Origin of the sequence: Bifidobacterium jacchi (genome assembly GCF_009078285.1) — a bacterium.
GTDB classification, from domain to species: Bacteria; Actinomycetota; Actinomycetes; order Actinomycetales; family Bifidobacteriaceae; genus Bifidobacterium; species Bifidobacterium jacchi.
The window spans coordinates 1-13,041 of the sequence record NZ_RQSP01000058.1 but is presented as its reverse complement, the minus strand read 5'-3'; the positions used below and the strand labels follow the sequence as shown (position 1 = coordinate 13,041).

General features: G+C 62.4%; 6 protein-coding genes. 4 read left to right on the top strand and 2 right to left on the bottom strand.

From position 1 onward, the window contains the following. Positions 1-168: 168 nt before the first annotated feature. A complete protein-coding gene (locus EHS19_RS09820) occupies positions 169-2,538 on the bottom strand; it encodes a DUF4012 domain-containing protein (RefSeq protein WP_151917588.1) in 2,370 nt (789 codons plus the stop codon). Positions 2,539-2,942: 404 nt separating this feature from the next. Here EHS19_RS09820 and EHS19_RS09815 point away from each other — a divergent pair, with 404 nt between their 5' ends. Both EHS19_RS09815 and EHS19_RS09810 read left to right on the top strand, forming a co-directional pair. Continuing rightward, positions 2,943-4,463 carry an FtsX-like permease family protein gene (locus tag EHS19_RS09815; RefSeq protein WP_151917587.1) on the top strand — a complete coding sequence of 507 codons (1,521 nt, stop codon included), beginning with the start codon at positions 2,943-2,945 and terminating at the stop codon, positions 4,461-4,463. Then, positions 4,460-5,836, top strand: a complete 1,377-nt coding sequence (locus tag EHS19_RS09810) for an ATP-binding cassette domain-containing protein (protein WP_151917586.1) — start codon at positions 4,460-4,462, stop codon at positions 5,834-5,836. The genes EHS19_RS09815 and EHS19_RS09810 overlap by 4 nt, the downstream gene beginning before the upstream one ends. 672 nt (positions 5,837-6,508) lie before the next feature. On the opposite strand, the gene EHS19_RS09805 is transcribed toward EHS19_RS09810, so the two are convergent. Beyond that, the gene (locus EHS19_RS09805) at positions 6,509-9,931 is read right to left on the bottom strand and encodes an immunoglobulin-like domain-containing protein (protein WP_151917585.1); all 3,423 of its coding nucleotides are present in this window, start codon (positions 9,929-9,931) and stop codon (positions 6,509-6,511) included. 248 nt (positions 9,932-10,179) lie between these two features. Between EHS19_RS09805 and EHS19_RS09800 the strand changes: the two genes are divergently transcribed. After that, positions 10,180-11,049 carry a class II glutamine amidotransferase gene (locus tag EHS19_RS09800; protein WP_151917584.1) on the top strand — a complete coding sequence of 290 codons (870 nt, stop codon included), beginning with the start codon at positions 10,180-10,182 and terminating at the stop codon, positions 11,047-11,049. Between the two features lie 353 nt (positions 11,050-11,402). Further along, the gene (locus EHS19_RS09795; protein WP_241677206.1) at positions 11,403-12,659 is read left to right on the top strand and encodes an ISL3 family transposase; all 1,257 of its coding nucleotides are present in this window, start codon (positions 11,403-11,405) and stop codon (positions 12,657-12,659) included. Positions 12,660-13,041: the final 382 nt, after the last annotated feature.

The following is a 13,041-nucleotide window of genomic DNA, read 5'->3' as shown; positions in this document are numbered from 1 at the left end:
CACCCAGACACGCTCCGCAGGCCCCGCAAGACAATAGACACCGTTCACGCCAGTACCGAAACACTCATGCCTGACTCGCCACATCCTAGGCCTGCTTCACATGACCACACAGGCATGACCACACAGGCATGACCACACAGGCATGACCACAGGGCGGCTGCTGGGCGGCTACAGGGCGAGCTGTTTGATATCGACCGGGCACTGCACGGAATCAGTCAGGTTGCTGAACGAATCCAGCATGGCACTCGGGTCCTTTGCGCTGGAGCTACTGGAGCTACTGGAGCTACTGGATCCACTGGTCCCGGTTCCGCTGGTTCCACCGGATTTGTCGCCGCTGCCCTTGCTGCTGGAATCCGTCTTGCCGGCCGCATTCGCCGTATCGGTGCTGTCGGTGGTGCCCCCGTTGGTCGTGTTCGCACTATCGTCGGTACTGCCACCATCACCGTCCGTAGTCCCATCACCGGTCGCCGCAGCGTCACCGCCGGCATTACGCTTCGCTTCAGCAGCCTTCGCCTGCGCCACCGCTTCGATCGCGCCGATGCCGTCAGCTTCGGGATCGGTCAGATCAGGCACGCTCGTATCCTTGCCGATCAGCTCGTCCTCCACCTTGTCGGGCACATCGCCCTTGCAGGAATCATCCACCACACCGTTCGTACCGGTGTAGATGCCCTTCGGCCCGATCACCGGCGTCGTCACCACATCGAGCGGCGATGTCGCCCCCTCGGGCACACGCACCGTGTACGACACGGTGGCGGTGTCGCCGGGCGCAATGCCGTCGGACGGGTCAAGCACGACGAACTGATGGTCGGCGACCCGACCATTGCCCATGTACACCGCATTGTCGTAGGAGATCGACGTGATCTCCCCGCCGAACGGCGCCATAAGCGTCACCCGCAGATACGAATGGCCGTTGCCGTCCTTGCCGGTCACAAAGACCGGCAGCGTCTCCAGCTCCTTCTGGGTGAGCCGGTTCTTCATCTTCACCACGACCGTGTATTCGTCGCCAAGCGTCCTGTCGTCCACGTCGGCAAGCGTGGTCGCCATCGCCGGCTGCATCGTGTCGTCAAGAACGCCCTGAGCGGTCTGGAACGTCTGCCCGCACGTCTTCTTCACGGTGATCTGCGTATCGAGATACCAGTCGAGCTTGCTGGCCGTCAGCTGGCTGAAGTAGACGCCGCTGACCGGCTTGCTGATGTCGTATGGCAGCGTTCCGGCCACATTCGCATCGAGCACGTTGGTCTGGATGAGCGCGGCGAGCTGCTCGTCATCCTTCATCCACAGCTTGAAATGCCCCGTGGCGGACGAATCACGAATCGCCTTCAGCATGGCCGATGCCGTGGATGCGTTCGCATTGGAGAACACGTGCGTCATGATCTTCTGCGACGCCGCGTTGGTGAACTTGTTCTGCTCCTCGTACTTCGGATACTTCACATACAGTTCGTTGAGGAAGAAGTTCACCGCATTCGTGCCGTTGAGCGTCGTGCCGTCGGATAGCGTCACCTCGCCGGTCGCGCCGATCAGCGACTGCATGAACACCGGGTCGAGCGCGATCACGCCGTCCACTTCCACGTTCTTGTGTCCACTGTTCTTCCACAGGTCGGTCAGCGTCTCGGCGGCACGCCGGAAATTCGGATTCATGGTGGTGGTCTGCGGATACTTCCAGATCCACAGGCCGAATACCTCGGCCTCCGCCTCGTTGCGCTTGTCAAGCGGCTGATCAGGGTAGGTGATGTCGGTGGTCGCGATGAAGTCGCCGATCGTCACCTTGCCGTTGTCGGCGGTGATCGGCGCGATATTGCCGACCATGCCGCCGCCGGAACGCAGTTCGGCGGGATTGTAGATGGCGACGAGGTACGTCCGCTTGCCGTTCTCACCAAGCAGCTGCGGCAGCAGATCGATCAGCTCATCGTACTCGTTGAGCAGCGAGTCGACGGATTTGAGACCGTTGCGACCGGTGTCGACGAGTCGCGCCACCGCCGGAATGGTCGGCTGATCAAGCTTGTCGAGCGCGCTGATCTCCGCTTTGATGTCGCTTCGGGCGGTCTTGATGATCTGCGGCATTTCGGCCAACGCGCTCAGATCGACCGTTTTGTTCTCCATGGAGAACCCGGAGAGTCGCTCGGACAGATTCGTCATGTCGGTGAACGGCCCGTCCACCAGATTGCCCATCGCGTTGAGCAGGGTGCGAGCGGCGTTGATGTCGTTGCCGTAGCCGGTATGATCGCGGATGAACGTCCACTGCGGCTTGTCGAGTTCGTCGCGCAGCTTGCGCGTCGAATCAACAAGAGTCTGCGACGATTCCGTCAGATCCGTGCTGCCGCCGCAGCCGAGCGCCGTATTGATGAGATCGTTGCTCGCATTCATCATGCGATTCGCCTCCCAATACAGCCGCAGCGCCGACGAACCGTACACGCCGACCACCGACAGCACCAAGCCGAACAGCGCGAACAGCACATACAGCACGATCCGCTTGGGATCGAACGACTTGGCAAGAGCCCCATGACCCCTGAAATTGACGTGATGAGGGGAGAGCTTCATGGGGAACCTCGCTGGTAGAGTGGACTGTATATGAGCGTATGCAACCTGATGATACCGTGACGGTCGTAACGCGAGAGAGCCCAGAGGCCGGACGGCATCGCATTTTCACAAATTCGCGACATGCCGCCCCACGCCTCCCCAGCGCGCTCTCAGCCTTCTTGAAGCGGTATAACAGTATTGCGCAAGACAACATCCATCAATCGCGACCATAGTGAAGCCACGGAATGCGTGCGACCCAACGGCCCCGCGTTCCGGCCAACGCTGAAAGACGGTCAGATCCGCGCGGTCGCGACCGTGCATCTCGCATGCGTCATCATGCATGCGCGTCATCATGCATGCGAGATGCACGGGTATGATGGCGGCCGTACCCTCACGAGCCGCATAGAGAACTGGAGAAGTATCGCATGTTCGTGCTCAAGAACGCATGGGCGCACACGGTCCGCCACAAGTGGCGCTCCCTGCTCGCCATCCTCGTCGCCATCGTGGTGACATTCGGCTCGATGGTCGGCCTCGCCGAACGCGCCGCCGCCGACAAAGCCACCGGATCGGACTACGAATCGCAGCAGGTCGTCGCCTCGCTGCGTCCGACCGCCGCCACCCGCGCCACATACGACGGAACCGACTCATCGTATACCAGCAACTACATGGGTTGGACCGATTACAACACGATCGGCATCAGCTTCCAGTCCGCCACCGGCCAGTCGCCCAATCCGACCGCAACCGTGTCGCTGCCGGTCCGTCAGACCGGCGACGTCAAGGCGATCCCCGGCACCGACGACCAGTCGGCCGACAAGACCGGCGGCGAATTCACCCTGCGCGGCTTCTACTCGACCGAAGCGGCCGACGCGAACTACGACGGGCGCTTCACGATCGTCTCCGGCAAGAATCTCGAATATCAGACCACCGAGGCGCTCACCAGCAACGAAGTGCTCGTCTCGAAGGCGCTCGCCTCGAAGGACGGGCTCAAGGTCGGCTCCAAGTTCAAGGTCACCAACCCCACCGACACGGCGAAGACCTACGAGCTGGAGGTGCGCGGCATCTACGAATACACCGATCCGGGCACCACGAGCAACACGAACACCAAGCTCGCCAAGGACAACCGCGACAACGTGATCTTCACCACCTACGCGGTCATCAACCAGAACTCGCTCGCCGACACGAACGAAACGGCCAAGGGCTGGGCGAAGCCCGACCTCGACCTCGGCTTCATCCTCACCGACGTGGCCCAGTACCGCACGTTCGTCAGCGTCGCCAAGAAAGACAAGGTCGCCTCCAAGTATCAGGTCGTCGCGCCTTCGCTTGAGAGGTACGAGGACTCCATCGCGCCGCTCAAGAACCTTGATGCGGCCATGCGCACGGCGCTGCCGTCGCTGTGGTTCGTCGGCGGACTGCTGCTGCTCGCATTGACGCTGCTGGGCGTGGCCGGCCGACGCGATGAGATCGGCATGGCGATCATGTCGGGCGTGTCGCGGCCTCGGCTCGGCTGGCAGTTCATGCTGGAGTCGTTCATCGTGCTGCTGCCCGGCTTTGCGATCGGCGCGCTTGCGGGCGGTTTCGCGGCTGGTCCGCTGGGCAATGCGCTCGGCGCGGGGCGCGCTACTCCGGTTGACGCCGGCATCGTCTGGAAGGTGATCTGGATTGGGTTGGCGGCCGTGCTGGCGCTGGCGATCGTGGCGATGCTGCGCGCGGTCGCGGCGCATGCCGATGTGCTGTTTGCCGCTCGGCCCGATGCGGGTGATGGCGGTGCCGCCGGCGATGGAGTCAATGGTATCGGTGATGCCGGCGACGGTAGCAAAGCCAGCAATGGCAGCGAAACCGGCGATGGTAGCGAAACCGGCGATAGCAACGATGCCGGCGATAGCGTCGATGACAAGAATGCCGATGGCGAACATGCCGATGGCGACAGCAAGGAGACGGATCGATGAGCACGAACAACAATCATGACGACGACGCCGATCGCATCGACGTGGAGCATGACGATGACGCGATCGAATCGTTGAGCTACAGCATCATCTATGACGACGATTCGCAGTCGGACGATGCTGCTGATGCCGACGCGGCGGAGGAATCAACCGCGGCGACCGAGGCTGGCGAATCGGACAAATCCGATGAATCCGAATCCAAGGAATCGGATGATTCCGGCGAATCCAGTGAATCCGAAGCGCACGAGGCGGCCGAAGCCAGCAAGGCGGCCGCTGCCAACGACGCGGATTCCGCCGAAGCCAACCATGCCGAGAATCGTGCCGACGAGAGCGCCGACGATGCCGCATCAGGCGATGCGACGTCTGCCGAAACTGTGCCAGCCAGCAGCGAATCAGCCGAAACCAAGGCTGCCGAGACCACGCAAAACGATGCCAAGCCAGCCGACGGAAAGCGTGACCAGACAGCGTCGGATGGCGGCACGGATGATGGCGACGCGGATGATGGCGGCACAGATGATGGCGCAGAGGGCGACATCGCCGCGGCGAACGCGGCGCGCGTCAACGCAACGCTGAAGCTCGCCAAAACCGCCGCCGCAGCGACTGCGACAGCGGCCGGCACCGCCACCGACGCCGACGCTGGCGTTGCGGAGCCGTCGCTGAGGCTCTCCGCGCGCCTCGACAAGGAGCTTGGCGGCGGCCGTGAGGATGAGATTCTGCTGCGGTCGTATCCGACGTTCGCGCTCAACAAGGTCACGCTCACCGACCGCAAGACCGGGCGTAATGTGCTGGACCGCGTGGATGCCGCCTGCTATGCCGGCCATGTGTATGCGATGCTGGTGTCTTCGGATGAGGAGCGCATCGCGCTGATGTCGGTCATGACCGGGCTCAAGGTGCCGTCCGACGGCAATGTGATGGTCAAAAGCGCGAACATCTTCGAGCTCGAACCGCTCGAACTGCGCGGGCATCGCTTGGGCGTGATTCCGCAGCGGTACGCGGTGCGTACGGATCTGAGCGCCGAGCGCAACGTGCTGTATGCGATGGATGCCTCCGGGCGCACGTTCCTCAAGCCGAAGCCGGTGATCGCGCGCGAGTTGCTCGAACAGGTGGGGTTTGCGAGTGATACGCCGAACGCGCGTGTCGGGTCGCTTTCTGCGCTGGAACAGCGCAAGGTGGCGGTCGCCCGTGCGATCGCGTGCGAGGCGGATGTCATCATCGCCGACGAGCCGACCGGCGGGCTGAGCGTGGATGACAGCGTTGACCTGCTGCGCGTGCTGCGCTCGCTCACGCATGGCGAGCACAAGCGCGCGGTCGTGATCGTCACCTCGGACCCCGAGGTGGCTGACACCGCCTACCGCACCTTCGTCATCGGCGACTGAGGTTAGCGGATTCGCGGGAATCGCGGGAATCGCGTGCCGCGAGCCCACGGAACCGCGGCACATGGGCAATAAGGCTCTGCTGCACAGTGGGCTCTGCGCCTCCCTGTTTTGGGAAGCGCAGAGCCTTTGTTATGAGACTTCTGCTTTTTTCGTGGGTTAGATGCGTGGCACCAGGTGGCACCAGGCGTGGCACCAGAGATACGCGTGAGAGGCGCGTTGCTTTAGCGCAGTGTCTTTAGCGCAAGGATTTCTCGGAAAGAAGGGGAACTTCGTAAAATCCTTGCGCTGGGACAGGGCTTAGCGCAAGGATTCTACGAACTCAGGGCCAATCCCGAGAAATCCTTGCGCTAGCGGCCCCTGTTGCGCAAAGATTTTACGAGATGGCCGTTTTCCCCGAGAAATCCTTGCGCTAATGTCTTGCGCTAAAGCAGTGCTCCTCTCTCGCCTCTCTCTGATGAAATTCGGGTGAAATTCGGGAGATGGCCATTCCTTTCCCGAATTTCGATCGCTAGCACAACCCCAGCGATGGTCTCCAGATACACAGACGGCCCCTTCAGAGGAGGGGGCCGTCTGGAGGGGCTGTCTGTTGTGTTTGTTGTGGCTGTTACAGCGTCGCTGTCTGGGCGGGGGTACTACCCCATCGTCAGCTCAGCGTCGGCTGGGCGAATCAGCTCAGCGAGCGCTGTTGCGACGACGGATCATCGTCAGCGTCACACCGGCACCAGCGAGCACCGCGACCACGGCGGCAACCGCTGTAACAGTTGCGCCAGTGTTCGACAGCTTGCCAGTCGGCTGCTTGTTCGGCTGCGTCGGCGTGGTCGGGGTCGTCGGCTTCTCGTTCGGAGTCGTCGGAGTGGTCGGAGTGGTAGTGCCCTTCTTCTTGACGGTCACCTTGCGAGTCGCGGTCGCAGTGTTGCCGGCCTTGTCGGACACCGTGTAGGTCAGCGTGTACACGCCGGCCTTGCTGGTGTCCACAGCGCCCTCAACCTTGATCGCCTTCGTCAGATCACCATCGACATCATCGGAAGCGGACACACCGGCCAGCGGATCAAACGCGGCACCGAACTCGACCGTCGCATCAACCACGCCGGAGAACACCGGCTTGACCGTATCCGGAGTCTCAGGCTTCGCCTTGACGGTCACCGTGCGGGTGGCGGTCGCCGTGTTGCCGGCAGCATCCGTGGCCGTGTAGGTCAGCGTGTACTCGCCGGCCTTCGACGTGTCAACGGTGCCCTCGACCTTGATCGCCTTCGTCAGATCGCCATCCACGTCATCGGAAGCGGACACACCGGCCAGCGGATCAAACGCGCCACCAAACGCAACCGTGGCATCCTCAACGCCGGAGAACACCGGGGCGGTGGTGTCCTTGACCACGGAGGCCTGAGCCTGACCGGGCACGACCGCGACCACGGTCTTGCCGTCCTTGCTGAGCACGACCTTGGCGCTGTAGGCGGCGGCGAGGTTGATGCGGGCCCAGCCCTTGGAGGAGGCATCCAGCGGGTAGCCGGAGGCACCTTCGGTGGCAGCAAGCACGGCCTTCTTCTGATCAGCGGTCAGCGACTTGAACGCCTCGACGTTGTCAAGCAGACGCACGGCCTCATCCGGGACGACCGGAGCCTGATCAGTCTTGCCGGTGGTCTTGAAGCCGTAGGTCATGCGGGCCTTGTAGGCGTCCAGCGCGGAGGCACGGTCGGTGACCGGCTTGGTCGACACCTCGTCGGTGAAGGAGTTCTTGTAGCCATCGGTGGTGTTGGCCTTGGTGGCATCGATGCAGGACTGCAGCGTGTCCTCGTCGGTGGCGGAGGCCTTGGCGACGTTCTTGTTGGCGACGCACTGATCCGCCAGATAGGAGACAAGCTCCTTGCGGGCGGCCTTTGCATACTCCTGCGTGTCCTTGTTGTTGGCGATCTCGTCGGCGACGCCCCACTGGCCGGCGATGTGGCCACCGAGGATGTCGAGCGGGTAGTGCACGCCGAGCACGATGCGGTTGTTGCCAGCCTCGGACACGCGGGTCATGATCTCCGGGCCGAGCTCAGGCAGCAGGTACGCCAGACCAGTGTCCTGCGTGAACGCGAAGGTGGTGTGGCCGGACGGGAACGAGCCGGAGGCCGCCAGACCATCGTTCTGGCCCTGATCCTCGTATGCCTTCACCTTGTCGATGTTCAGCGTCTTCTTGAGATCACCCAAGTCGAGCGTCTTGCCCTGGTAGTTGACGCGATCGACGTACGGGCGCGGATGCTGGAAGTATTTCTTGGCGGTGCCGGTGCTCGCCGAGTAGTCGGCCCAATCGAGGAATCCCTGCACGTTCGCCAGCGTGCAGTCGTACTTGCCGTATTCGCAGCCCTGCATGCCATCCTTGTAATACTTGCCGAGCACCGGGCCGAGCGCATCGTACAGCGTTTCGGTCGAGTCCATCGCAGCATCGGAGACCGCACGCTTCTGCTGATCGTTGGCGCCGGCCTTGTTGTCGGCCGCGGCCTTGTTGTTGATCTGTTCGGTAAGCGCATCGTCGTGGGCCAGCGTGCCGGTCTTGTCGTTGTCGATCACACCGCCCTTGTAGAAGTCGAAGTACTTGTTGTAGTCGCCCAGCAGCTCGCTCAGCGTGTCAGCCTTCGGCTGGGTGGGCACCTCGGCCTTCTCGATCTTCACCTCGTTGCGGTGGTGGCCGAACGAGATGCTGGTGATCTTGCGGGTGGCCGGATCGGTGCCGTCGAAGGTGACGCGTGCGGTGTACAGCTTGGCGAGGTTGATGCGACCCCAGCCGTCGCTGGAGGCGTCAAGCGGGTAGCCGGATTCGATCTCGCTGGCGGCGATCACCTGACGAAGCTCGTCGGTGGTGAACTTGAGGCTGGCGTCGTCCGGGTCAGAGGCATCGTCGGTGGTGAAGTATTCGACGTTGGCGAGCAGGTTCTCGGCACCTTCCGGCACGACCGGACGCTTGGTCGTATCGCCGGTCTGCGTGAAGCCGTACGTCATGCGCGCCTCGTAGGCAGCGAGCGCGGAGGCGCGGTCGGTGACAGGCTCGCCGGACACCTCATCGGTGAACGCGTTCGTGTAGCCGCCGTAGTCCTTCTTGCTGGACTGGCCGTTGGCATTGGTGGCGTTGATGCAGCTGTGCAGGTCGGCGTTCTTGGTGATGCCGTTGGCCCGGCAGTCGGCGCCGAGCACGCTCTGCAGTTCGGCGCGGGCATCCTTGGCGGCCTGCGCGGTGTCGGGATCGCTCAGGGAGGTGGCGACGCCGAACGTGCCGGCGATGTGTCCGCCCATGATATCAAGCGGGTAGTGCACGCCGAGCACGATGCGGTTGTTGCCGGCCTCGGAGACGCGGGTCATGATCTGCGGGCCGAGCTCGGGCAGAATCGTGGCGAGCGCCACGCCCTTGGAGAACGCAAAGGTGGTGTGGCCGGACGGGAACGAGCCGGAATCCGCCAGACCGTCGTATTCGCCCTGATCCTCGTAGGCCTGCACCTTGCTGATGTTCAGCGTGTTCTTGAGGCTCTTGAGATCAAGCTTTTCGCCCTTGTAGTTGGCGCGGTCCACGTACGGGCGCGGGTGGGCGTAGGTGCTCTCGGCGTTGCTGGTGCTGATGCCGGCGGTATTGAGGAAGGCCTCGGTCTTGGGCAGCTTGCCGGCCTCCATGTCGTCCTTGAAGTATCGACCGAGCGTTGCGCCAAGCCCCTCATACAGGGTGTCGGCGGTGTTCATCTGCGCGTCGGAGAAGGCACGCGCCTGCTGATCGTTCTTCTTGTCGGCGGTGTCCTTGGCGGCCTGCTGGTTGATCGATTCGGTGAGCTGATCATCGTGCGCGAGCACGGTCTTGCCGGCTTCGGTGACGCCCTTGCCGGCGGTCCAATAGGTGTTGTAGTCGCTCAGGAGTTCGGTCAGCGCCTTGCCCTTGTCGGAATCGCTAGGGTTCTGCGCCACATCGTATTGAATAAAGCTCTGCGCGTTGGAGCCTGCCGCAGCGGAAACCGAAGCTGCGGCGTCGGTGGCGGTGTCGGCAGCGTTGGCTGCGATCACGCCACCCGACATCAGCATGGCGACGGCAGCGAAGCCCGCGACCACGCCCTTCATCATCAGGGATTTCCTTGTCATTTCCCATCCATTCTTCCATTGCGAAATGCCGACGATCCCACTACGGGCACCGTCGGCATATTGGCGATACAAGTATGGGCACTGCACATGGGAAACGCGCAGGTATCCATGAAGATATCAATGTGCAGTCAATTGCCGTTCACTTTTCATTCATGACCACAGCATCGACGCGATATGATCAACCGCTATAAGCAACGCCTATAACCGTACCCGCCAGTCGCGGCAACGAATCCATATAGTAAAGAAACATGTGCAGATTACTCGGATACGCGACGGCAGGCATCAACCGCAGCCTTGCCGACATTCTGGGCGAATCCGCATGCCAGGATTTCCGCGAACTGAGCGAAATCCACAATGACGGATGGGGCGTCGCGCAACTGTCCGATCCGGCATCGCAGGCGTTCGCGCGCGACGGTGGCGCGCCCGCTCCCGAAACCGGCACCAAACTGTACAAAAGCACGGTGGTCGCCCGCCGCGATCCGCTGTTCACCGAGTTCGCCGCCGATCCGGCACGCGGCGCGCTGTGGCATCTGCGTCTTGCCAGCTCGAATCTGCCGCTCATTCTTGAGAACCAGCAGCCGTTCTTCGCCAACGGGCTGAGCTTCATCCACAACGGCGACATCTCCGACGACGATGGCGTGAACATCGTCAACAATCCGCACTATCCGGTCAATCGCGGCGCGTTCCTGTCGACCGGTGGCCGTTCCGATTCGGCGATCTTCTTTTCGGTGATTCTCGAATACATCGCGTTCGGTTTCGCATTGGATGAGGCGGTGGCGCAGGCGGTGCGCCAGCTGCGTCAGGCGTATCCGAAATCCAGCTACAACTGCATGATTCAAAGCGAGGACCAGTTCATTGCATTGTGCGCGGCCGGGCGCGAGGTCACCAGCCCGCGCATCGTCGAAATCTACGATCAGTACGGCAAGGGCGCGAAGGCGCTGGATTACCGCGTGGTGCGCTATCGCGCGCTGCATGATGATGCTGGGCGCGAGGCGGGCGTGGTCGTGGCCAGTTCCGGTTTCGACCAGCGTGCCGAGGACGGATGGCAGGTGCTGGGCAACGACCATATGATCGTCGCCTCGAACCGCACCGGCGAGTTCCGCGTCCGCTCAATCTGACCGACGCAAGTTGACCGGCGGAAATTGACTGGCAGAAAAATGACCGGCGCGACCACGGTTACGGTTACAGGGAGCGCACCAAGTGCACTAGCTGCAACAGCTTACCGAAAGCGTACTGTGTGCCCGACTGTGACCAGCTAGTGACCTCCGTCAGAAGTTCGTTCACTAATTCGTCCTTGACATTCCACCTTGAAATTCCAACGAAAACGCAGTTTCCCCGTGAAACGATTTTTGGGCGCTTTTGCTGTTTTTGTGGGTGGTGGTTCGTTGTTGAGCCGTTGGGGTGATTGGGGAGGGGCGCTTTTCGGGTAGGATGTTCATCGACCAAGAAAAACACGACCGAAAAGCGCCTTATGAACAGCATATTCAATCGTCTTCTCAACGTCAAAGGCATGGTGGTCGAGGACGCGCGGATCACGGATTCTCCGCTGCGTCCCGAGCCCGTGCTCGAGGTGCGCGTGCGTCCGCGTGCCGGCATGCTCAGGTGCTCCCGCTGCGGGCGCAGGCGTCCGGGCTACGACCAGGGCGGCGGCGTGCGCCGCTGGCGTCATCAGGACTTCGGCTGCTGGCGGGTCGAGCTGGTCGCCCGCATGCCGCGCGTGGACTGTCCGAGATGCGGCGTGGTCGTCGCCGGGGTGCCGTGGGCGGAGCCGGGGAGCCGGTTCACCAGGGACTTCGAGACGCAGTGCGCGTGGCTGATGACCGTCGCGAGCCAGAGGACCGTGAGCGGGTTCCTGCACGTCACGTGGCGCACCGCGGGCGCCATCGCCCGCAGGGTCGCCGACCGGATCAGGGCGGCGGCGCCCTCGCCGTTCGACGGGCTCGCGTCGATCGGCGTGGACGAGACCAGCTACAGGAAGGGCCACACGTACGTCACGGTCGTCGTCGACCACGAGCGCGGGCGGGTCATCTGGGCGCACGACGGGGTCGGCAGGGACGTGTTCGCCCTGTTCTTCCAACAGCTCACCCCCGAGCAGCGCGCGTCCATCCGCGTGGTCACCGGGGACGGCGCCCGCTGGATCGACTCGTGCGTGCGTGAGTGGTGCCCCCGGGCGCAGCGCGTGCTCGACGGCTTCCACATCGTCTCCTGGATGACCGACGCGCTCGACCAGGTCCGCAAACGACTATGGAACGACGCCAGACACGACGGCGACGACGAGACCGCCAAGCGCATGCGCGGCATCAGGCACGCGGTCCTGAAGAACCCGGACAATCTGACCGAACGGCAGAACGAAACCCTCGAGGCATTGCGGAACACGGACCCCCGAGGCCAGCTCTACCGCGCCTGGCAGCTCAAGGAGCTCCTGCGGACCCTGCTCAGACACCCCCTCGAACAGGCCAGGGCCGAACTGAGACGCTGGATCTTCTGGGCGTCCCACAGCCGCATCCCCGAGATCGTCGAGCTCTCACGCAAGATCAGACGCCGCCGCGACGACATCCTCAGGACCATCGAGCTGGGCTGCTCGAACGCCAGGCTCGAGGCGTTCAACAACCGGATCAAGGTCACCATCCGCATGGCCTACGGCTTCCACCACGTCGACAACCTCATCGCGCTCGTCATGCTCCGATGCGGCGGCCTCGGCATCCGACTCCCCCAACCCACCACCTAACCCACGAAAACCGCACAAGCCTCGATTTTTGCGATTTTTGCGATTTTTGCGACGCAGATTGCGTGACGCATCGCGACACAGGACAACTACCTCCGCTACCTCCGCTAGCGATTCCAGACTATCCCCAAAACATGAGAACAAACATGAGAACATGGCAATGGTCTGTCTTATAAAGCGTGTCTTATAAAGCGTGTCTTATAAAGCGCTAAGGGGTTCGATTCCCGCTTTTCCCCATTCCCACCGGCTTCGTTGTCTTTCGCTAGTGTCTTCCGCTAGAGCCGCATGCGCAGCGGTATGCGTTCGGTATGTGTTCATTGCAATGGCATGTGATAAGGCCCGATTTTTTGCGCACTTTGGTTTTGGCTTGAGGTAGAGGGCATGG